The organism is Streptomyces sp. Ru72 (assembly GCF_002920635.1).
Classification (GTDB): Bacteria; Actinomycetota; Actinomycetes; order Streptomycetales; family Streptomycetaceae; genus Streptomyces.
In genome coordinates this window covers 21,823-41,702 of sequence record NZ_PQSR01000020.1, presented here as the reverse complement: position 1 = coordinate 41,702, position 19,880 = coordinate 21,823, and the positions used below count along the sequence as shown (strand labels likewise).

At 71.5% G+C, this 19,880-nt stretch carries 18 protein-coding genes and 1 pseudogene; 6 read left to right on the top strand and 13 right to left on the bottom strand.

The features are described 5' to 3' along the window. Window positions 1-78 precede the first annotated feature (78 nt). Window positions 79-774 (bottom strand): helix-turn-helix transcriptional regulator, encoded by a 696-nt coding sequence (locus tag C3488_RS12620; protein ID WP_107528743.1) that lies wholly within the window; start codon window positions 772-774, stop codon window positions 79-81. A 265-nt stretch (window positions 775-1,039) separates the two neighbouring features. Between C3488_RS12620 and C3488_RS12615 the strand changes: the two genes are divergently transcribed. Beyond that, window positions 1,040-2,239, top strand: a complete 1,200-nt coding sequence (locus C3488_RS12615; protein ID WP_374955410.1) for a hypothetical protein — start codon at window positions 1,040-1,042, stop codon at window positions 2,237-2,239. A gap of 10 nt (window positions 2,240-2,249) precedes the next feature. Here C3488_RS12615 and C3488_RS12610 read toward each other — a convergent pair whose 3' ends face one another. Further along, complete coding sequence (locus C3488_RS12610) at window positions 2,250-3,068, bottom strand: SAM-dependent methyltransferase (protein WP_103839486.1); 819 nt, start codon at window positions 3,066-3,068, stop codon at window positions 2,250-2,252. A 142-nt stretch (window positions 3,069-3,210) separates the two neighbouring features. Between C3488_RS12610 and C3488_RS12605 the strand changes: the two genes are divergently transcribed. Then, entirely contained in the window at window positions 3,211-3,507 is a 297-nt protein-coding gene (locus C3488_RS12605; protein WP_308460665.1) for a hypothetical protein, read from the top strand. A gap of 10 nt (window positions 3,508-3,517) precedes the next feature. Here the strand turns inward: C3488_RS12605 and C3488_RS12600 are convergent, their stop codons facing one another. Together C3488_RS12600 and C3488_RS12595 are read right to left on the bottom strand one after the other, a co-directional pair. Then, window positions 3,518-3,943, bottom strand: a complete 426-nt coding sequence (locus tag C3488_RS12600; RefSeq protein ID WP_103839484.1) for a CBS domain-containing protein — start codon at window positions 3,941-3,943, stop codon at window positions 3,518-3,520. Beyond that, the gene (locus C3488_RS12595; RefSeq protein ID WP_103839483.1) at window positions 3,924-4,445 is read right to left on the bottom strand and encodes a TIGR03668 family PPOX class F420-dependent oxidoreductase; all 522 of its coding nucleotides are present in this window, start codon (window positions 4,443-4,445) and stop codon (window positions 3,924-3,926) included. The genes C3488_RS12600 and C3488_RS12595 overlap by 20 nt, the downstream gene beginning before the upstream one ends. Before the next feature lie 201 nt (window positions 4,446-4,646). Between C3488_RS12595 and C3488_RS12590 the strand changes: the two genes are divergently transcribed. Further along, window positions 4,647-5,129: an inorganic diphosphatase gene (locus C3488_RS12590; protein WP_103839482.1), complete on the top strand. Its 483-nt coding sequence runs from the start codon at window positions 4,647-4,649 to the stop codon at window positions 5,127-5,129. Between the two features lie 19 nt (window positions 5,130-5,148). Here the strand turns inward: C3488_RS12590 and C3488_RS12585 are convergent, their stop codons facing one another. After that, complete coding sequence (locus tag C3488_RS12585) at window positions 5,149-6,363, bottom strand: MFS transporter (protein ID WP_258053383.1); 1,215 nt, start codon at window positions 6,361-6,363, stop codon at window positions 5,149-5,151. A 738-nt stretch (window positions 6,364-7,101) separates the two neighbouring features. On the opposite strand from C3488_RS12585, the gene C3488_RS12575 reads away from it, so the two are divergent. Both C3488_RS12575 and C3488_RS12570 read left to right on the top strand, forming a co-directional pair. Then, window positions 7,102-9,057, top strand: a complete 1,956-nt coding sequence (locus tag C3488_RS12575; RefSeq protein ID WP_103839479.1) for an APC family permease — start codon at window positions 7,102-7,104, stop codon at window positions 9,055-9,057. Between the two features lie 279 nt (window positions 9,058-9,336). Continuing rightward, entirely contained in the window at window positions 9,337-10,074 is a 738-nt protein-coding gene (locus tag C3488_RS12570; RefSeq protein WP_103839478.1) for an HdeD family acid-resistance protein, read from the top strand. Window positions 10,075-10,119: 45 nt separating this feature from the next. On the opposite strand, the gene C3488_RS12565 is transcribed toward C3488_RS12570, so the two are convergent. The 7 genes from C3488_RS12565 to C3488_RS12535 form a co-directional block, all read right to left on the bottom strand. Further along, entirely contained in the window at window positions 10,120-10,593 is a 474-nt protein-coding gene (locus C3488_RS12565) for a nuclear transport factor 2 family protein (protein WP_103839477.1), read from the bottom strand. A 124-nt stretch (window positions 10,594-10,717) separates the two neighbouring features. Next, window positions 10,718-12,217 carry a metallophosphoesterase gene (locus tag C3488_RS12560; protein ID WP_103839476.1) on the bottom strand — a complete coding sequence of 500 codons (1,500 nt, stop codon included), beginning with the start codon at window positions 12,215-12,217 and terminating at the stop codon, window positions 10,718-10,720. Window positions 12,218-12,266: 49 nt separating this feature from the next. Then, window positions 12,267-13,079 (bottom strand): 1-acyl-sn-glycerol-3-phosphate acyltransferase, encoded by an 813-nt coding sequence (locus C3488_RS12555; protein WP_258053387.1) that lies wholly within the window; start codon window positions 13,077-13,079, stop codon window positions 12,267-12,269. 173 nt (window positions 13,080-13,252) lie between these two features. Next, window positions 13,253-14,023 carry a GNAT family N-acetyltransferase gene (locus tag C3488_RS12550; RefSeq protein ID WP_103839474.1) on the bottom strand — a complete coding sequence of 257 codons (771 nt, stop codon included), beginning with the start codon at window positions 14,021-14,023 and terminating at the stop codon, window positions 13,253-13,255. 279 nt (window positions 14,024-14,302) lie between these two features. After that, window positions 14,303-15,052: a succinate dehydrogenase/fumarate reductase iron-sulfur subunit gene (locus C3488_RS12545; RefSeq protein ID WP_103839473.1), complete on the bottom strand. Its 750-nt coding sequence runs from the start codon at window positions 15,050-15,052 to the stop codon at window positions 14,303-14,305. Continuing rightward, window positions 15,049-16,998, bottom strand: coding sequence for a fumarate reductase/succinate dehydrogenase flavoprotein subunit (locus C3488_RS12540; RefSeq protein ID WP_103839472.1), 1,950 nt, complete (start codon window positions 16,996-16,998; stop codon window positions 15,049-15,051). Before C3488_RS12540 ends, C3488_RS12545 begins: the two co-directional genes overlap by 4 nt. A gap of 1 nt (window position 16,999) precedes the next feature. Continuing rightward, window positions 17,000-17,671 (bottom strand): succinate dehydrogenase, encoded by a 672-nt coding sequence (locus tag C3488_RS12535; protein ID WP_103839471.1) that lies wholly within the window; start codon window positions 17,669-17,671, stop codon window positions 17,000-17,002. Between the two features lie 120 nt (window positions 17,672-17,791). Here C3488_RS12535 and C3488_RS12530 point away from each other — a divergent pair. Continuing rightward, window positions 17,792-18,674: pseudogene (locus C3488_RS12530) on the top strand (LysR family transcriptional regulator). A 17-nt stretch (window positions 18,675-18,691) separates the two neighbouring features. Here C3488_RS12530 and C3488_RS12525 read toward each other — a convergent pair. After that, entirely contained in the window at window positions 18,692-19,684 is a 993-nt protein-coding gene (locus C3488_RS12525; RefSeq protein WP_258053382.1) for a hypothetical protein, read from the bottom strand. Window positions 19,685-19,880: the final 196 nt, after the last annotated feature.

The following is a 19,880-nucleotide window of genomic DNA, read 5'->3' as shown; positions in this document are numbered from 1 at the left end:
CTCGCCTGCCGCCTGGTCCCTCACCGACAACTCACGTCACTGCGCCAGCCGTTGTGGGGAAAAGCCCCTGTCGCACCGTCAGTTCTCCGGTCCTGCGGGGGCCGGCGGCCACACACCGGGCGCGAGGACGCCCTCGACGTAGGCGCGCGCCACCAGGGCCGCCTTGCCGGTCACACCCCAGCGGCGGGACAGCTGCTTGAAGTGGTAGTTGACGCCGTCCACGGTCAGTCCCACGGCGGAGGCGATCTGGCCGGTCGTCGAACCGGCCGCCGCCAGCGCGAGGATCCGGGCCTCGATCTCGTCCGCCTTGACGGGCGGGCCGCCGCGGCCCTGCGCCGGTGCGGGGACGTCCTCGCGGACGGGAAGCATCAGCAGCAGGTCCGGGGCGTCCGTGGAGGCCTCGCCGACCAGGTCGACGGTCATCTCGCCGCGGCGCTCCACGCCGGCCGCGGTGGTCCAGCCGACCGCGACGGTGTAACGGGACCTGCGGTGCAGGCGGATCGCCTCGGTGACGGCGCGCAACTCGTCCCTGGTCTCCGGATGGAACAGATCGAGGATGCTGCGCCCGCGCAGGGGGCCGGCGAGTGTGCCCCACTCCCCCGCCATGGCCGCGTTGACCCGCAGGATGGTGCCGTCGATCGTGCAGTAGGCCGTGGGCAGCGGGAGCCGGTCGAACAGGCCCAGTGCGCGGTTTCTCCAGAAGACCGCCGCGCGGCCGTCCAGCGCCGGGGATCTGGTGGGCGGCAGGGGTATCCGCTGGGGGCGGGAATCCATGCGGGTCCTCCTTCCGTCAGGGGCAGGGGCGTTCACTTCCCAGTCAAGTGGCAGGGACCACGCCGGTGCCACTTGTCACGCGGAAGAGTGAGAACATCCGCCCGCCAGGCAACCTCCCCACCACGGAACTTCGTCCTTTCAGGCGTGCACGACTCACCTGCTTCAACACTCCGTCACGCCAGATTCTCGTACAGCAGTGGTATATGACCCAACCATGGCCAAACCTCACGTTGCGGACCATGCGCCGGTATCGCAGGGTCAGAGGGTGAGCGCACTCTCGCCCGCCCCCGTCCCCACGCGCACCGGGGGCGGTGCCCGTCGCATCCGCCTTCTCTTCGACAACCGACTTCCGCCCGGCGCCGCGTCGGCCCTCGCGCTGTTCGCCGCCATCCGCATGGCCGGTATCGTCGCGATCGCCGTGGCGAACCACCTCGCCGGCCACCCGATGCTCAAGGGTCTGGCCCACTCGTGGGACTCCCGCTGGTACCTGCACATCGCACAGCACGGTTACGGCACGTACGTCCACGTCCTTCACAACGGTGCCGTCCAGCGGGACTGGGCGTTCTTCCCCCTGTACCCGGGACTCATCCGCGCCGTGCACACCGTCCTGCCGATCACTCCGGGCGCCGCCGCCCTGCTGGTCGCCTGGAGCGCCGCCGGGGTGGCGGCGTACGGCATCTACGTGATCGGCCACCGCCTGTACGGGCGCGCGGTCGCCACCGTCCTCGTCGGGGTGTGGGCCGCGATGCCGCACTCCGTCGTCCTCGACCTCGCCTACACCGAGTCCCTGATGACCGCGCTCGCCGTCTGGGCGCTGTACGCGGTGCTGACGGGCCGCTGGCTGTGGGCCGGTGTCCTGGCGGCCCTGGCCGGCCTGTCCCGGCCCACGGGGTTCTCCGTGGCCGCCGCGGTGGTCTTCGTCGCCCTGCACGAGATCGTCAGGCGGCGCGGCCGAGTCCCGCTCGCACTGTGGTTCGGCGCCGCCATCGCGCCCCTCGGCTGGGTGAGTTTCGTGCTGTGGGTGGGCGCCCATATGGGTGATCTGTTCGGCGGCTACTTCACCGTGCAGCGCGCCTGGGACTCCCGCTTCGACTTCGGGGCGGGCTCGCTGCACTTCCTCAAGGGACTGCTGGTGCACGGCGGCCGGGTCGTCTACCCCTTGGCGCTGGTGATCGTCGCCGCGGCCATCCTGCTGTTCTGCCTGCTGTGCGTCGACCGGGCGCCGCTGGCGCTGATCGTCTACGCCGGGATACTGCTCCTGATCACGGTCGGCGGCTCCGGTCCCTACGCGTCGAAGCCGCGTTTCCTGCTGCCCGCGTTCCCGCTGCTGATCCCGCTCGCACGGGGGCTGGTGCGGACCTGGCGGGTGCGGCCGAAACAGGCCTGCCTGCTCGGCATCGCGCTGACCCTGCTCTCCGTGACCTACGGGACGTACCTCATGACGACCAGCCGCACCCCGCTGTGAGCGGGGCACTTCAGGGCTTGACGGCGACCGCCCCGAACTGCGGGACCGTGACCGCGGATTCGGAGTCCGCCTCTGGCCGCCAGTGGGCGCACGAGACGAGGCCGGGTGCGAGGACGTCCAGGCCGTCGAAGAAGGACGTGACCTCCGCACGGGTGCGGGCGGTGATGGGCGGGGTCGCGTTGTCGTTCCAGAACCGCATCGCCTCGACGTTGCCCTGCCCGCCGAGGTCGGCCTCGGTGGTGGGGTGGGTCAGGACGAGGCAACTGCCGGACGGCACCGCGGACATGAGGGTGCGCACGATGTCCCGTGCCCGGTCGGTGTCCAGGACGAAGTTGAGCACGCCGAGCATCATGACGGCGACGGGCCGGGTGAGGTCGAGGGTGGCCGCGGCGCGGCGGACGACGGAGTCCGGGTCGTGCACGTCGGCGTCGACGTAGTCGGTCGCTCCCTCGGGGGTGCTGGTCAGCAGCGCGCGGGCGTGGACCAGCACGACGGGGTCGTTGTCGACGTACACGATCCGGGACTCGGGCGCGATGCGCTGGGCGATCTCGTGGGTGTTGTCCAGCGTCGGCAGCCCGGTGCCGACGTCCAGGAACTGCCGCACCCCGCGCTCCTCGGCCAGGAACCGGACCGCCCGCCGCAGGAAGGCGCGATCCGCGCGGGCCACGTCGCGGATCACCGGGAACATCGACGCGACCTGGTCGCCGACCTTCCGGTCGATCTCGTAGTTGTCCCGGCCGCCGATCCAGTGGTTCCACACCCGCGCGTTGTGGGCCACCTGGGTGTCCACCCGCGTCGGCCCGCCCGACTGGCGCTGGTGCTCGCTCACGTCCGTCTCCCCTCGGCCTGGGCGGCGGCGCCGCCGCCGGCGGCCATTGTGCCGTCACCGACGGTGCCTTGGGGGGTGGTTTCGCCGCTGTCTGGCCCGTGCGGGGGCGGGTACCCGCAGGGTGTCACGACTCTATGGGGAGATGACTCGGATGCGCTTCCTCGGACTGCTCCTCCTCGCGGCCACCGCCGCCTTCACCGGGTTGGTGATCGCCGACAATCTGGGCGGCGGCCCGCACTACACCGTGTCGATGCTCGGTCAGAACATCGCCACCATGAACACCCTCTCCATCTTCTGCGCCGGTCTCGCCCTGGCCCTGATCTTCGCGCTGGGCCTGGCCACGGCCGTGAGCGCGGCGACGCACCGGCCGCGGGGCGCGCGCAGGACCCGCCGGACCACCGTGGTCGACGATCTGGGCGGACCCGACACCCGGCGCTGACGAGAGACCCTCAACGGTTGGGCCGGGCGTTGCTGACGTCCGCCAGAACCGAACGCGGGTCCTCGGCCGCGGCGAGGTCGCCCAGGCTGACGATGCCGACCGGGCAGCCGCCCTTCTCGACCACAGGCAGCCTGCGCACGGCGTGGCGGCGCATCAGGGCGGCCGCGTGGTCGGTGGTGTCGTCGGGCGCGAGCGTCACCACGGGGGGACGGCTGCACACCGCGCCCGCGGTCGTGGTGTCCGGGTCGCCGTTCTCGGCGATCATGCGGACCACGATGTCGCGGTCGGTGAGCACCCCGAACAGGTCGCTGTCGTACGTCACCAGCACGTCGCCGACGTTCTCGTCGCGCATCAGGCGGGCCGCCCGTGCCACGGAGGTCATCGGCTCGACGGCGACCGTGCCACGGGACATCACGTCACGTACCTGCCTGGTCATGGGAAACCTCCTGCTTCGTCGTGTCGGAGTGCGGCTCCCGGCCGGCCGCCACGGACCCGGGACCGGCGTGCCAGCCGCTCCAGCGGTGGACGGTGACCACGACCACCGGTCCGTCCGGCGGGCTGTCCCGGTACTGGGGGTACTTCCGCCCCAGCAGGGCGAGCGCGGCCTGGTACTCGCCGCGATCGTGCTCCTCGGACGCCTCCGGCGGCACGGCCCGGGCGCCCCCGTCGGCCCGTACCCACCACAGCCGCTCCCAGTCCTCGTCGTACACGTCCACCAGCAGGCTCACGGCCGGGTGGACGGCGATGTTGCGCAGCCGCTTCAGACGCCGGGAGCTCTTGGGCTTGCGGTCGACGGCCATGACGATCCCGTCGTCGCCGCGCACGGCGAACACGACCGGTACGAGGTGGGGGTGCCCCTCGGGGTCCACCGTCGCCAGGCGTGCCACCCGGGCGTCGGTGAAGCGTCGCCGTGCCTCGTCCTCTTCGATCCGCGGCACTCCCGCTCCTCCTCACGGTCGCGTGACACCGCCGCGGGACAGCTCCGGCAGTCGGCGGGTACTCCTTCCGGCGCTGGCGGGTACCCGGCGTCCGGCGCTCTCACACGGTCGGCCCTCGGATGCCGCCGTGCGGGAGGCCGGGGCACACTGGAAACCCGGCCCGCGCCCCGGCCTGCCGACCGACCAGGCAAGGAGGCCGTCGTGGAATTCGACGTGATCGTGGAGATCCCGCAGGGATCGCGCAACAAGTACGAGATGGACCACGCCCAGCACCGCATCCGTCTGGACCGGATGCTGTTCACCTCCACCCAGTACCCGGCCGACTACGGCTACATCGACCACACGCTCGGCCGGGACGGCGACCCGCTCGACGCTCTCGTCATCGTCGGCGAGCCCACGTTCCCCGGATGCGCGATCGAGTGCCGCGCCGTCGGCATGTTCGTCATGAAGGACGAGAAGGGCCCCGACGACAAGATCCTGTGCGTCCCGGCGCACGATCCGCGCTATGCGGGGGTCCAGGACATCGGTGATGTGCCCGCCTTCGACCGGCTGGAGATCACCCACTTCTTCGAGGTGTACAAGGACCTGGAGCCCGGCAAGTCGGTCGAGGGGTCCCACTGGGAGGGGCGGGAGGAGGCGTACGCGGAGATCGAGGCCTCCCGCCGGCGCGCATCGGAGGGCTGACGGAGGTGCGGAGCAGCTCTCAGCGCCGGGCCCGCGCGCGGCCGGGCCGGGTGACGGCGAGCAGGATCAGTGCGAGGGCCTGGACCACGGCGACGACGGTGATCAGGGCCGGGATCGAGGACCCGTACAGGGCTCCGGTCAGCGCGCCGCCCGCCAGGCTCGCCGCGCCGACCACACCGGCGAAGATCCCGTACGCGGTCGCCCGCCGCCCGGACGGCACCAGGTCCGCTACCGTCGCCCGCAGCGTGGACTCCTGCACGCCCATGGCGGCGCCCCACACCAGCGATCCGGCCATGGCGACCGTCACCGTGTCAGTGAACCCGAGCACCGGGACGGCCGCCGACAGCAGCGGCAGCACCGCGAGCACCCGGGGCCCGTACCGGTCGTAGGCCCACCCCGTGGCCAGCGCGGCGACCGCGTCGACGGCCATGGCGGCCGCGTACAGCAGCGGCACCCATGCCGTGTGCGCCAGGTGCCGTTCGACGAGGTGGTAGGAGAGCAGGCCGAACGTGGTGAAGCCGGCGGTGGTGGCCGCGGTGAAGGACGCGTAGGTCCAGAACGCGGTGGGCAGGCGGCCGCCGGGGGTCCCGGGTGCGGCCGAGGGCGGGGTGATCCCGCGCTCGTACGCCTCCGGGTCGGGCACCCGGGCCCGCAGCCACACCAGCAGGCCGAGCACCGCCGCGCCGGGCAGGGCCAGCACGCCCAGTGCCGGCCCGTAGTCCCCGCCCGTGAGCGCGAGCACCCCGGCGACGGTCAGCGGTCCGACGAGGGCTCCGACCTGGTCCATCGCTTCATGGACGGCGAAGCCGCGGCCCCGTCCCGTGACCGCCGTGGCGTGCGACAGCAGGGTGTCCTTCGCCGGGGACCGCACCGCCTTGCCGACCCGCTCGGCGATCACCAGTGCGCACGCCACCCAGAGCGTCCCGACCACGCCGAGCAGGGGAACGGAGACCACCGTGAGCGCGTACCCGGCCACCGCCAGGCCCCAGAACCGGCGCGTGCGGTCCGCGAGCGGTCCGGAGACCAGCCGCAGGCCGAGCGCGGCGGCCTCACCCGCGCCGGTGACCACGCCGACGACGAGAGAGGAGGCGCCGAGCGACGCCAGCAGCGGACCGGTGACGGAGCGGGCGCCCTCGTACACGAAGTCGGCGAGCAGGCTGACCGTGCCGAACCACACCACGAACCGCCACGGGCCCATCCGGGCCCGCCCCGGCGCCTGTCGCGCCGATGTCACACCCACTGGGCCTCCCGGATCCGGACACCGCCGAGCCGGCGCGGTGTCTCCGACGAGCACGTCGACTGCATTATCGACTACACGCGTGTCGGCGTTGCCCGGTGCGGTCGCGCTCCCGGACCGCCGGTGGGCCAGGGCGTGCAGGGCCTCGACGGTCCTGGTGAAGGCGGTTTCGATGAAATCGGGCCACGAGTGGTGCACCGCGGAAGGTGGCGGCGCCCCTGCGGTGGGGCCGGCCAGTTGCGGCACGGGGCGGGCGCTCACGGCATGAGGACGGTGTCGGAAAGCTCGAACGACCGTCAGGGGCGTATCACGGCCGGTCCTTTCGGCTCCGGGAACGTCCAGCGCCGGCCGTATGCGAGGCCGGGACGAGGCGCGAGGCGAACTGCACGAGGTCGCCGGCTGCTACGCCCCCAGCCCTGCTCCTCTTCCCGGTGCCGTGCCCGCGGCGGCTCTCCGCGGGCGAGGGCCGGCCGGCCTCGCGCGGACTGCTGCGCACCCGGCGGGTCCGCACCGATCTGAGAAGGCCCGACTCGCCGGCATCTGCCCCAGGGAGCGTCCTTCCGGGCGATCGGCCGTCTGGCAGCCGTTTTTAACGGAAGCTTGACGCCTCCAGGCCCCTCATCCGTGGGCCCTGGCGTCACTCTCTGCTTACGCTGGTGCGGCCGTCCGTGTGAGGGCCGATTCCCGCACCAAACCACACATCAGGCGCACGCCGCACAATAGGAGAGCACGTCCATGGCCGCGACCACCGAACACCCACCTGCGAGTCGATTGCGGGCGTGGATGCTCCAAGGGCTCTCCGACATGGGCAAGGACGCCGTGCCGGGCCCGCATGCCCAGCCCGCGTCCCCGCACAAGGGCCAGCGCTGGTGGCGCGTGATGTGCCTGACCGGCGTCGACTACTTCTCCACCCTCGGCTACCAGCCCGGCATCGCCGCCCTCGCCGCCGGCCTGCTCTCCCCCGTCGCCACCGTCGTCCTCGTCGCCGTCACCCTGGCCGGCGCCCTGCCCGTCTACTGCCGCGTCGCCGAGGAGAGCCCGCACGGCGAAGGCTCCATCGCCATGCTGGAGCGCCTGCTCTCCTTCTGGCAGGGCAAGCTCTTCGTCCTCACCCTGCTCGGCTTCGCCGCCACCGACTTCCTGATCACCATCACCCTCTCCGCCGCCGACGCCTCCACCCACCTGGTGGAGAACCCGCATCTGACGGGTGTGCTGCACGGGCAGCAGATGTGGATCACCCTGTTCCTCGTGGCGCTGCTGGGCGCGGTCTTCCTCAAGGGCTTCCTGGAGGCGATCGGCGTCGCGGTCGCCCTGGTGGTGACCTACCTGGGCCTGAACACCGTCGTGGTGGCCGTCGGCCTGTGGCACGTGGTCACCGCCGGGCATGTGGTGACCGACTGGAGCAACGCCCTGACCGTCCAGCACGGCAACGTGTTCGCGATGATCGGCGTGTCACTGATCGTCTTCCCGAAGCTCGCGCTCGGCCTGTCCGGCTTCGAGACCGGTGTCGCCGTCATGCCCCATGTCCAGGGCGACCCCGGCGACAGCGAGGACAAGCCCGCGGGCCGGATCCGCGACACCAAGAAGCTGCTCACGGCCGCCGCGCTGATCATGAGCGTCTTCCTGATCACCACCAGCTTCATCACCACCGTGCTGATCCCGGCGAAGGAGTTCGAGCCGGGCGGCCAGGCCAACGGCCGTGCGCTGGCGTACCTCGCCCACGAGTATCTGGGCGGCGGTTTCGGCACCCTCTACGACGTCTCGACGATCGCGATCCTGTGGTTCGCGGGTGCCTCCGCCATGGCCGGGCTGCTCAACCTGATGCCCCGCTACCTGCCCCGCTACGGCATGGCCCCGCACTGGGCCCGCGCGGTGCGCCCCATGGTCATCGTCTTCACCCTGATCGCCTTCCTGGTCACCTGGACCTTCGACGCCAACGTCGACGCCCAGGGAGGCGCCTACGCCACCGGCGTCCTGGTGCTGATGTCGTCGGCGGCGATCGCGGTGACCATCGCAGCGCGCAAGGCCCGCCAACGGGGTTGGACCATCGGCTTCGCGGTCGTATCGGCGGTCCTGCTGTACGTCACCGTCGTCAACGTCATCGAACGGCCGGACGGTGTGAAGATCGGCGCCTGCTTCATCGCCGGGATCATCCTCGTCTCGCTGCTGTCGCGGCTGGCCCGTGCCTTCGAGCTCCGGGTGACCAGCGTGACGCTCGACGACATGGCGGAACGTTTCATCAGGGATGTCGCCAGCCGCCGTATCCGCTTCGTCGCCAATGAGCCGGACCGGCGCGACATCGCGGAGTACCGCGAGAAGATGGAGCAGATCCGGGCGGACAACGACGTCACGGCCCAGGAGGACTTCGTCTTCGTGGAGGTGACCGTCGGCGACCCCTCGGAGTTCGAAGCGGGGCTGGTCGTGCGGGGAGAGGTGCTGCACGGCCGCTACCGCGTCCTGACGCTGGAGTCGTCCTCGATCCCCAACGCCCTGGCTGCGCTGCTGCTTCACGTCCGTGACAGGACCGGCTGCATCCCGCACATCTACTTCGAGTGGACCGAAGGCGGCCCGTTCGCCAACTTCCTGCGCTTCTTCCTCTTCGGCCAGGGCGAGGTGGCCCCGGTCACCCGGGAGGTCCTGCGCGAAGCGGAGCCGGACCGCAAGCGGCGACCGCGGGTCCACGTCGGCTGAGCGGGGGCGCGTCCGCTGGGTGGGTAGAGCCGCGTCGACCGAACGGGTCGCCGTCGGGCCGACGGGGGGCAAGTCGGGCCGAGGGCCGGGGACCGGGCCCGTCGGGCCGAGGGCCTCCAGAGGGCGCGCCTCAGGGCGGACCGATTTCGCGGTCGAGGAGTGGCCGTGCGATACGGGCCACCTCCGCGCTCTCCGTCCCACCGAGCGGCAGGAGGCCGATCGGGTGACGATGGATGCGTACTGACGTGACCACGCCGCTCCCAGAAGGAGGCAGGTGTCATGACATCTCCTTCCGATTCCCCAGGCGCCGTTCCCGCGCGCGGCACAGAACCGGGAACGCAACAGACACCCGGAACGCAACAGACACCCAGAACGCAACAGACAACCCGAACACAGGAGACTCCCCTGGCCGAGGGCATGGCCGCCCTGGCGAACATGGGCTGGCAGATCCTGCTCACCATGGGCATCGCCAGCATCGCCCTGGGCGTCGTCGCCCTGGTCTGGCCGGGTGCGACGCTACGCGTCGCCGGCGTGCTCTTCGGCATCTATCTGCTGGTCACCGGCGTCTTCGAGCTCGCCGCCGCCTTCGGCACCCACGTGCCCCGGCACCTTCGCGTACTGCACTTCATCACCGGTGCGGCCTCCATCCTGCTGGGGTTGATCTGCTTCCGGGGCCCCCTGGAGTCGCTCCTGCTGCTCGCCCTGTGGATCGGTTTCAGCTGGCTGCTGCGCGGCACCACGGAGACGGCCGCGGCGGCATCCGTCCAGGACATGCCGGCGCGCGGCTGGCACGTGGCCTTCGGCGTCATCGGCGCTCTGGCCGGCATCGTGATGATCATCATGCCGTTCGCCTCGATCGCGACACTCACCCTGGTCGTGGGCGTCATGGCCATCGTCCTGGGCCTGACCGAAGTGGTCCGCGCCATCAGGACGCGCATCGAGATCGGCCAACTCGCTGCGGGCACATCGACCCAGCGGCGCCCCCTCTTCCACGCCCGCCCGCACCCCCAGCACTGATCGACGGGGCCGGTGGCCAGTGGCTTTCAGCGCGCCGCCAAGTGGTCACAGGCCCAGGTCGCTCAGCCCCGGGTGGTCGTCGGGCCTGCGTCCCGGTGGCCAGTGGAACAGGCGGTCCTGCTCCTGGATGGGGAGGTCGTTGATGGAGGCGTGCCGCCGGCGCATCAGGCCGTTGTCGTCGAACTCCCAGTTCTCGTTGCCGTAGGAGCGGAACCAGTTGCCCGAGTCGTCGTGGCACTCGTAAGCGAACCGCACCGCGATGCGGTTGCCGTCGACGGCCCAGAGCTCCTTGATGAGCCGGTAGTCCAGCTCACGGCGCCACTTGCGGGTGAGGAAGGCGACGATCTCGTCGCGGCCGGTGACGAACTCCGCCCGGTTGCGCCAGCGCGAGTCCACCGTGTAGGCGAGTGCGACCCTCTCCGGGTCGCGGGTGTTCCAGGCGTCTTCCGCGAGCCGCACCTTCTCCTCGGCGGTGGCGTGGGTGAACGGCGGGAACGGCGGGCGGGGTGGGTGCGTCATATCGCCTCCGCGAAGGTCGGACCGGTGGTGCCCTATTCGGGCGACCACGGTACGAGACCACCGGTCCCCCCGGCAGCAGCGACAGTCCGGACGCACGCGCAACACCCCGCCCAGCTTCTCGCCTTCACACGAGCGGAATGGTCACCTCGTCCTCGACGGGCGGTTCGAGTTCCTCGCGCCGGTTGCCGGTCGCCGCGAAGCAGCGCAGCCGGACCGCCTCCGGGGTGACGTCCAGGCGCAGGAAGCTCTTGAAGAACGGCGGGCTGTAGGTGGCCGAACTCGGGGAGAAGAGCTGGGTGTAGATCTTGCGGACGGGCAGCCGGATACGGGAGGTCCGGTCGGGGCGGCCTCCGGCGCCCAGCAGACCGGCGACGAGGCGGGTGCGCCAGGTGACCCGGGCGGGTGTCGCCTGACTGCGGGTCGGGGGGATGCCCAGGCGCTCGGCGATGACGGCGGTCGCCTCGGCCTCGCTGAGGGTGAAGAAGCGGCGCAGCCGCAGCCGGCGTCCGTAGAGCCTGCTGTAGAAGGCGAGGGAGTCGCCGCGCAGCGGGTAGCAGCGGAAGTCCTTCTCGGTGACGTTCGCGATGGACACGCGCGGGATGGTGTGGGTGGCGTGCATGAACGCGCCGCCGCCGCCGGAGACCACGTACTGGATGGTGCGGCCGTCCACGTCCACCGGGTAGCGCTGGTAGTTGTGGATGTCTCCGCCGATCGCCGCGACATAGCGGTGGTCCGGGTCGCGGACGATGTCGTCGACCGTGCCGCCGCCGTCGATGGGGCAGGGGCGGTGCTCGCCGTCCACGTACAGCGGCGAGCCGGTGACGAGGATCTTGGGGCGGGGGCCTCGGGAGACCTCCCGCAGCCACCGCCCCTGTTCGGCGTCGATGGTGCCGAGCAGACCCGTGTCGATGCCGACGATACGGACGCCTCCGGCGTCGATGGCCCAGTACGGGCCGGGCTGCACGGCCTGCTGTTCGGGTGCCGAGCGCAACGCGCGTGCCCCCGCCAGGCGTTGTTCGTCCTGTGCGCCCGGGCGGTGCCACAGCACGGAGCGCAGCCGGGCGCGGAGCGGCGGGCGGGAGGCCGGGTCCGGGGCGAGCGGTGGGGCGTCGCAGAAGACGCTCATGAACCCGTACAGGTCCTCGTACCAGTCGTGGTTGCCGGGTATGGCGTAGATGGGTGCCCGGTAGTCCTGGTAGGGGCGGAAGAACTTGGTCCCGTAGTCGGCGGTCGCGCCGACCGGGTAGATCACGTCGCTGGCTATGACGGTGAAACGGGTGTCCTGACCCACCTTCAGGAAGCCCGGTACAACGGCGTACTGGGGGTCGTCCCCCTCGCCGGTGTCCCCGAGGACCATGAAGGAGAAGCGGTCCGGGTCGTCGCGCCGGATCACCCTGTCCGCGGGCGCGCCCGCCGCCTCGCACTGCTGCGCCCACCGGCTCCGGGTACGACCGGTGGGGTCGCCGAACCAGGAGGCCAGCACGCCGTTGCGTGCCGCCCAGAGAGTCCTCGGGTTCAGCCAGGACAGCTTCTCGACATGACCGGGCATCAAGTCCCGGTAACTGCCGCGTTCTACGGCGCCCCAGCCGGCGCCCTCGGCGGTATCGCGTGAGGATTCGGACACCGGTGCACCGTAGCAATGATCGACGGCGCACCGGAGCGGCGAGGGTGCCTCAAAGGTGTGCGTGCGGGTCCGGTAGCGCACGCTCCGGGAGTCCGACGGCTCGCTGGGCGGCCAGGGTGAGGGCGCGGCGGTCCGGCCCGCTGCCCGGCGCCAGCACCGGCATCACCCGGACCTCGGCGACGAGGCCGCGTGCCGTGAGGACGCGCCACACGGAGGTCAGCAGGGAGTCGCTGCCCACGAACGCGGGCGCGGTGCTCGCCGGGCCCCCGTCGTACCGGTAGTGGAGCCGTACCGGCTGGACGGGCGCGCCGGCGTCCAGTGCCGCCTGGAAAGCGGCGCGCCGGAAGCGGCCCTGCGCCCTGCCGCACCAGGTGCTCCCCTCGGGGAACACCACGACCGCCGAACCACCGCGCAGGCCGTCCACGATCCGGGCGACCGTGTCGGGCAGTGCCCGCAGCCGGTCGCGGTCGATGAAGAGGGCACCGCTGAGCGCGGTCAGCGCACCCGCCACCGGCCACTGCCGGATGTCGGACTTGGCGAGCATCCGGCCGGGCCGCACGGCGGCGAGCAGCGGGATGTCCAGCCAGGAGATGTGGTTGGCGACCACCAGCAGGCCGCCGTCCGGCGGGGCGGCCCCGGTGATCCGCACCCGGACGCCGGTCGCGCGCACGACCGACCGGCACCAGGCCCGGACGACCCGTTCGCGCGGTGCGACGGGCATCCGGCGGACGACCGGGAAGAGGGCGAGCCCGGTGACCATCAACGCGAGTACGGCCGCGAACCGCAGGACGGCACGCGGTACCGCGGCCGCCGACGCCGCGGCGTCCACGCAGGCCTGCGGCGAACAGGGAGCGCTGGGCATCCAGGGGCTCGCCGGGGCGGGCGCCGGCACATCCACCTCGACGCGCCGCGGCCCGGGCACCGCCGACGGGGCCGGCAGCGCCGTCGTGCTCGCGAGCACCGGGGTGCCGCTGCGCGGTCGCAGGGCGGAGCCGGCACGGGACACGTTCGTCACCGCGGTCCGGGGGGTGTTCATCACGCCGGGACGAGCGAGAGGAAGTGCCGCAGATAGCGCGCGTTGACCCGGCGCATCGACAGCAGCACGTACAGGTCGGCGACGCCGAAGTCCGGGTCGTGCGCGGGCTCCCCGCAGACCCAGGCTCCCAGGCGGAGGTAACCGCGCAGCAGCGGGGGCAGCTCGGTGTGCCGTTCGGGAGCCGGCGTCCCGGGGCGCCAGGGCAGCAGCGGCCGTACCCGGTACTCCTCGGGCGCCAGGTACTTGGCCCGCACCCGCTCCCAGGTGGCCGAGGCGAGGGCACCGCCGTCGGCGAGCGGCAGCGAGCAGCAGCCGGCCAGCCACTCGTGGCCGCCGTCCACCATGTAGCGGGCTATGCCGGCCCAGATCAGCCCGATGACCGTGCCGTCGCGGTGGTCGGGGTGGACGCAGGAGCGGCCCACCTCGACGAGTCCGGAGCGGATCGGTGCGAGCGGACCGAGCTCGAACTCGCCCTCCGAGTACAGCCGCCCGGCGATCGCAGCCCGCTCGGGCGGCAGCAGCCGGTAGGTGCCCACGACCTGGCCGGTCACCCTGTCCGTCACGAGCAGGTGGTCGCAGTACGCGTCGAAGGGGTCGATGTCCAGGCCGGGCTGGGGGGTGGACAGGAGGGCGCCCATCTCCCCGGCGAAGACGTCGTGGCGCAGCCGCTGCGCGGCCCGGACGTCGGCCTCGTCACGGGCGAGGGAGACGGTGTAGCGGGTGGGCGCCAGCGGCGGTGGGGGGCTGGCGAGGGTGGAAACGCCGGTCATGGCTCTCTCCTGGTCACGGGCCGGTTCGGCGGTGCTGGGGGTACCCCCTGCTCGAACGGAGTTGAGAGCTTGGGGGAAGCAGACCTGGGCGGTTCGGTCTGCGCGCTCCTGTTCTTCCGATGCCGGTTGGCCTGCGCGTGACCCACGAAGGGAGAGCTGGTGTGAGGTTGTTGAATGCCAGGGGTGCCCGGACGGTGCCTGGCGGGACCGGGTCTTGAGCACCACACCCGGTCCCGCCCGTCCGCACCCTGCCGGCGAACGTCTCCGGTACGGGCGGCCCTACCGCTTGGCCACCTTGCGGGTGGCCCGCAGCCACTCCTTGTTCATGTTCGTGATGGAGACCAGCGGGATGCCCTTCGGGCAGGCGGTGGCGCACTCGCCGGTGAGGGTGCAGCCGCCGAAGCCCTCCTCGTCCATCTGGGCCACCATGTCCAGGACGCGGGTCTCGCGCTCGGGCGCGCCCTGCGGCAGGACGCTCAGGTGGTTGATCTTGGCGGAGGTGAACAGCATCGCCGCGCCGTTGGGGCAGGCGGCCACGCAGGCGCCGCAGCCGATGCACTCGGCGTGCTCGAAGGCGTAGTCGGCGTCCGCCTTGGGCACGGGGGTGGCGTGGGCCTCGGGCGCGGAGCCGGTCGGGGCGGTGATGTAGCCGCCGGCCTGGATGATCCGGTCGAAGGCCGAGCGGTCCACGACCAGGTCCTTGACCACGGGGAAGGCGGCGGCCCGCCAGGGCTCGATGTCGATGGTGTCGCCGTCCTTGAAGGACCGCATGTGCAGCTGGCAGGTGGTGGTGCGTTCCGGGCCGTGCGCGTCACCGTTGATGACCAGGCTGCACGCTCCGCAGATGCCCTCGCGGCAGTCGTGGTCGAAGGCGACGGGGTCCTCGCCGGAGAGGATGAGCTGTTCGTTGAGGACGTCCAGCATCTCCAGGAAGGACATGTCGGGCGAGATGCCGTCCACCTCGTAGGTGGACATGGCGCCGTCGGCGTCGGCGTTCTTCTGCCGCCAGACGCGCAGGGTGAGCTTCATGCGTAGCTCCGCTGGGTGGGGTGGACGTACTCGAAGACCAGGTCTTCCTTGTGGAGGGTCGGGGCCTCGCCCGTACCCGTGAACTCCCAGGCGGCCGCGTAGGAGAACTCGTCGTCCTGGCGGGCGGCCTCGCCGTCCGGGGTCTGGGACTCCTCGCGGAAGTGGCCGCCGCAGGACTCGGCGCGGTGCAGCGCGTCGAGGCACATCAGCTCGGCGAGCTCGAGGTAGTCGACGATGCGGTTGGCCTTCTCCAGCGACTGGTTGAGCTCCTCGCCGGTGCCTGGCACCTTGATCCGCCGCCAGAACTCCTCACGGATCTGCGGGATACGCTCCAGGGCCTTGCGCAGACCGGAGTCGCTGCGGGCCATGCCGCAGAACTCCCACATCAGCTCGCCGAGTTCGCGGTGGAAGGAGTCCGGGGTGCGGTCGCCGTCGACCGAGAGCAGCAGGTTCAGCCGGTCCTCGGTCTCGGCCAGCACCTCCTGCACGACGGGGTGTTCGCCGGTCACCTCGCCCTGGTGCGGGTTGCGGGCGAGGTAGTCGTTGATGGTCGCCGGGAGGACGAAGTAGCCGTCGGCCAGGCCCTGCATCAGCGCGGAGGCGCCGAGGCGGTTGGCGCCGTGGTCGGAGAAGTTGGCCTCACCGATCGCGAACAGGCCAGGGATGGTGGTCTGCAGGTCGTAGTCGACCCACAGGCCGCCCATCGTGTAGTGCACGGCCGGGTAGATCCGCATCGGCACCTCGTACGGATCCTCGTCGGTGATCCGCTGGTACATGTCGAAGAGGTTGCCGTACTTGGCCTCGACGGCCTTGCGACCCATGCGCCGGATGGCGTCGGCGAAGTCGAGGTACACGCCCTGCCCGCCGGGGCCGACGCCGCGGCCCTCGTCGCAGACGTTCTTGGCGGCGCGGGAGGCGATGTCGCGGGGCACGAGGTTGCCGAAGGACGGGTAGATCCGCTCCAGGTAGTAGTCGCGCTCGTCCTCGGGGATCTCGTTCGGCGGGCGGTTGTCGCCCTTGGCCTTGGGCACCCAGATCCGGCCGTCGTTGCGCAGGGACTCGCTCATCAGGGTGAGCTTGGACTGGTGGTCGCCGGTGCGCGGGATGCAGGTCGGGTGGATCTGTGTGAAGCAGGGGTTGGCGAAGTAGGCGCCGCGCCGGTGTGCCCGCCAGATGGCGGTCGCGTTGGAGTTCATGGCGTTCGTCGACAGGTAAAAGACGTTGCCGTAGCCCCCGGAGGCCAGGACCACGGCGTCCGCGAAGTACGTGTCGATCCTGCCGGTGATCAGGTCGCGGGCGACGATGCCGCGGGCCCGGCCGTCGATGACGATCAGGTCGAGCATCTCGGTGCGCGGGTGCATCTCGACGTTCCCGGCGGCGATCTGCCGCGACAGCGCCTGGTAGGCGCCGAGGAGGAGCTGCTGACCCGTCTGGCCGCGGGCGTAGAAGGTGCGGGAGACTTGGACGCCGCCGAAGGAGCGGGTGTCGAGCAGGCCGCCGTACTCGCGGGCGAAGGGCACGCCCTGGGCCACGCACTGGTCGATGATCTCCACCGAGATCTGGGCCAGACGGTGGACGTTGGACTCGCGGGCACGGAAGTCGCCGCCCTTGACGGTGTCGTAGAAGAGCCGGTGGATCGAGTCGCCGTCGTTGCGGTAGTTCTTCGCCGCGTTGATGCCGCCCTGCGCGGCGATCGAGTGGGCGCGGCGCGGGGAGTCCTGGTAGCAGAACTGGACGACGTGGTAGCCCTGTTCGGCGAGGGTCGCGCCCGCGGAGCCGCCGGCGAGGCCGGTGCCGACGACGATGACCGTGTGCTTGCGGCGGTTGGCGGGGTTGACCAGCTTGGCCTCGAAGCGCCGCTTGTCCCAGCGCTCGTGGATGGGTCCGGAGGGGGCCTTGCCGTCGACGAGCGGGTCGCCGGATGTGTAGTTCACGTAGTCGGTCATGTCAGCTCACCACTCCGGTCATGACGCCCACGGGTACGGCGATGAATCCGGCCGTGAGCAGCAGCGCGAGGACGTTGGCGACGGTCTTCAGGGCGCGGTCGCGCCTCCGGCTGCCGACGCCTAGGGTCTGGGCGGCGCTCCAGAAGCCGTGCCGGATGTGCAGGCCGAGCGCCAGCATCGCGACGATGTAGATGACGTTGCTGTACCAGTGGGAGAAGTCGTCGACGACGTTCTGGTACGGGTGCCCGGGCTGGAAGGTTCCCGGGTGCACGGTGCCGGTGGTCAGGTCCAGGACGTGCCAGACGATGAACAGGCCGAGGATGATCCCGCCCCAGCGCATGGTGCGGGTGGCGTAGCTCGCCCGCGGCCTTTTGTGCACGTACTTGCTGGGCCGGGCCTTGATGTCGCGGCGGCTGAGCTGGTAGGCGGAGACGGCGTGGGCGACGACGGCCACGATCAGGACGATCCGGATGAGCCAGAGCGTCCACTCGTAGTGCATGAACGGCTCGCCGACGGTGCGCAGCCAGTGGGCGTAGTGGTTGAACTCGCCCGCCCCGAAGTAGATCTTCAGGTTTCCGATCACGTGGGCGACCAGGTACAGCAGCATGATCAGGCCGCTGACCGCCATCACGGTCTTCTTGCCGACGGTGGAGTCCCACACGGTGCGTGCCATGGACGGCCGTCGGTCCGTCCGCGTTGCCAGTGCCATGGCACATGACGCTAGGGCCGAAGGTCCCCATCGGTCCAAGACATGGTCCGGCTCGTTTCGATAGGCGTCTCCTATGATGGGTGGGTGCAGTTCCAGCAGCTCCAGTACTTCGTGGCCGTCGCCGAGACCCGGCACTTCACCCGCGCCGCGGAGCTGGTCCATGTCGCCCAGCCCTCGCTGTCGCAGCAGATCAGGGCGCTGGAGCGGGAGCTGGGAGCGGATCTGTTCCTGAGGGCGCGCGGCAACATCACGCTCACCGACGCCGGGGAGGCGCTGCTGCCACTGGCCCGCCGGATCCTGGCCGACGCGGACACGGCCCGGCACGAGGTGCAGGAGCTGGTGCAGCTGCGCAGCGGCCGCATCCGCCTGGGCGCCACCCCGAGCCTGTGCACCGGCCTGCTGCCGGATGTGCTGCGCGCCTTCCACGACCGCTACCCCGGCATCCGGCTGCTGATCGAGGAGGGCGGCTCCCACGACCTCGTACGGGAGCTCGCGCGCGGCGCCCTCGACCTGGCGCTGATCGTGCTGCCGCTGCCCACCCCTCCCCGCCCTGACCACGGTGGAGCTGCTGCGCGAGGACCTGGTGGTGGTGTCCTCCCCGGACGCGCCACGGCCCGGCGGCGGCCGCCGCACGGTCCGGATCGCGGATCTGGAGGGCGAGCGCCTGGTGATGTTCCGGCACGGCTACGACCTGAGGGAACTCACCGTGGCGGCGTGCCGAGCCGAGGGCTTCGAGCCGGTCTTCGCCGTGGAGGGCGGCGAGATGGACGCGGTGCTGGGCTTCGTGCGGGCGGGCCTGGGCGTGGCCGTGGTGCCGCGGATGGTCGCCACCCGTTCCGGGCGCGGGCTGCGGGTGACCCCGCTGGCCCGGCCGGGACTGTACCGGACGATCGCGCTGGCCCACCGCAGCGATGTGGCTCCGCCTCGGGCGGCACGGGAGCTGCAGCGGATGCTGCTGGAGCGGTGAGGTTGTCGCCGGACCACCTATCGCGGCGTCACCGTCAGGTAGCCGGTCTTCCTCACGCGGCCGTGGTGGGCGACGACCGTCACGGGGTAGCGGCCCGGCTCGAGGTCGCCGCGGAGGGTGGCGGTGCCGATGCAGCGCGGTTCGTCGCCGTCGGCGGCCTTGCTGTCGTCGGGCCTGAGGTGGAGGACGTGGGTGAACGCCGGGGAGGTCGCGGTCAGCCTCGACTCCTCGCCCGGGTCCGGATCCGAGTCGTGCCACATGACCGCGACCTGTCCTCCGGCGGCGGCCTCGAAGTCCCGCCTGTGAGGGCTGTCGGCGTAGCCGATGCGCGGGTCGTACAGGTCGGGGCCGTGCGCCTTGCCGAAGTAGTCGCGGTCGCCGGGACGCGACGCGCGGACCGTCAGATGCCTCCCGGCGATGCGGTGACCGTGCGGGCCGTACAGCTCGACGGTGTACTCGCCGTCCGCCAGGGCGGGTTTGAGCTCCGGCCTGGCGGTGAACTCCCGGGGGTTGTAGAAGTCGGACCGCCCGCTGTGGACGAGAGGCACCGGCCGGGACAGAGCCGCGGACCGTACGGTGAAGTCGGTGCCCCGCTCACCGGGGTACAGGTCGTCGAAGGCCAGCCACACGGGCTCCCCGGGCCGGGCCACGTCGGACCCCGACGTCAGGGTGAAGGAAGGACGTCGGGAAGCCACCACGTGGATGCTGTCGCGGGCGACGGTGCGGCCCGCGACGGCGACCGAGAGGGGGTACCAGCCGGGCTTGTCCGTCATCGCCAGGGCCGGCGTACCCCCGTAGGAGCCATCCTGCCATCGCAGCCGTACGGGACCGCTGAACGCCGGCGACCGGGCGGTCACCGCGTCGTGCCCCTGGGCGCGTTGGACGTCGTCGAGCCGTATGTCGACCAGCTGCCCGGGGCGGGCGTCGAGATTGCCGTTGACGGTCAACGTCGGCTTGCGGGGCGTGCCGGAAGGAGCGCCCGCCGTCCCGTTCTCGCCGTGCGCGGACACTCCCGGGCTCTGCGCCGTTGCGGACGTGCTCGCCGAATGGGCGCACCCGCACAGTACGAGACCGGCCGCGGCAACCCCCACCAGCCTGGACCAGTTCATCGCATCCCCCAGCCGTCGGTCACAGGCGAAGACGGCGGTATGGCTGTGTCGGTTGTCTGCGCATGCGTGAGACATGGCAGGGCACGAGCGGGCCGCC

Excerpts from the sequence above, each read along its gene's own strand:
- C3488_RS12620 (WP_107528743.1), bottom strand. The coding sequence starts at position 774 with ATGGATTCCCGCCCCCAGCGGATACCCCTGCCGCCCACCAGATCCCCG.
- C3488_RS12605 (WP_308460665.1), top strand. The coding sequence starts at position 3,211 with ATGACTCGGATGCGCTTCCTCGGACTGCTCCTCCTCGCGGCCACCGCC.
- C3488_RS12600 (WP_103839484.1), bottom strand. The coding sequence starts at position 3,943 with ATGACCAGGCAGGTACGTGACGTGATGTCCCGTGGCACGGTCGCCGTC.
- C3488_RS12575 (WP_103839479.1), top strand. The coding sequence starts at position 7,102 with ATGGCCGCGACCACCGAACACCCACCTGCGAGTCGATTGCGGGCGTGG.
- C3488_RS12570 (WP_103839478.1), top strand. The coding sequence starts at position 9,337 with ATGACATCTCCTTCCGATTCCCCAGGCGCCGTTCCCGCGCGCGGCACA.
- C3488_RS12565 (WP_103839477.1), bottom strand. The coding sequence starts at position 10,593 with ATGACGCACCCACCCCGCCCGCCGTTCCCGCCGTTCACCCACGCCACC.
- C3488_RS12555 (WP_258053387.1), bottom strand. The coding sequence starts at position 13,079 with ATGCCCAGCGCTCCCTGTTCGCCGCAGGCCTGCGTGGACGCCGCGGCG.
- C3488_RS12550 (WP_103839474.1), bottom strand. The coding sequence starts at position 14,023 with ATGACCGGCGTTTCCACCCTCGCCAGCCCCCCACCGCCGCTGGCGCCC.
- C3488_RS12545 (WP_103839473.1), bottom strand. The coding sequence starts at position 15,052 with ATGAAGCTCACCCTGCGCGTCTGGCGGCAGAAGAACGCCGACGCCGAC.
- C3488_RS12540 (WP_103839472.1), bottom strand. The coding sequence starts at position 16,998 with ATGACCGACTACGTGAACTACACATCCGGCGACCCGCTCGTCGACGGC.
- C3488_RS12535 (WP_103839471.1), bottom strand. The coding sequence starts at position 17,671 with ATGGCACGCACCGTGTGGGACTCCACCGTCGGCAAGAAGACCGTGATG.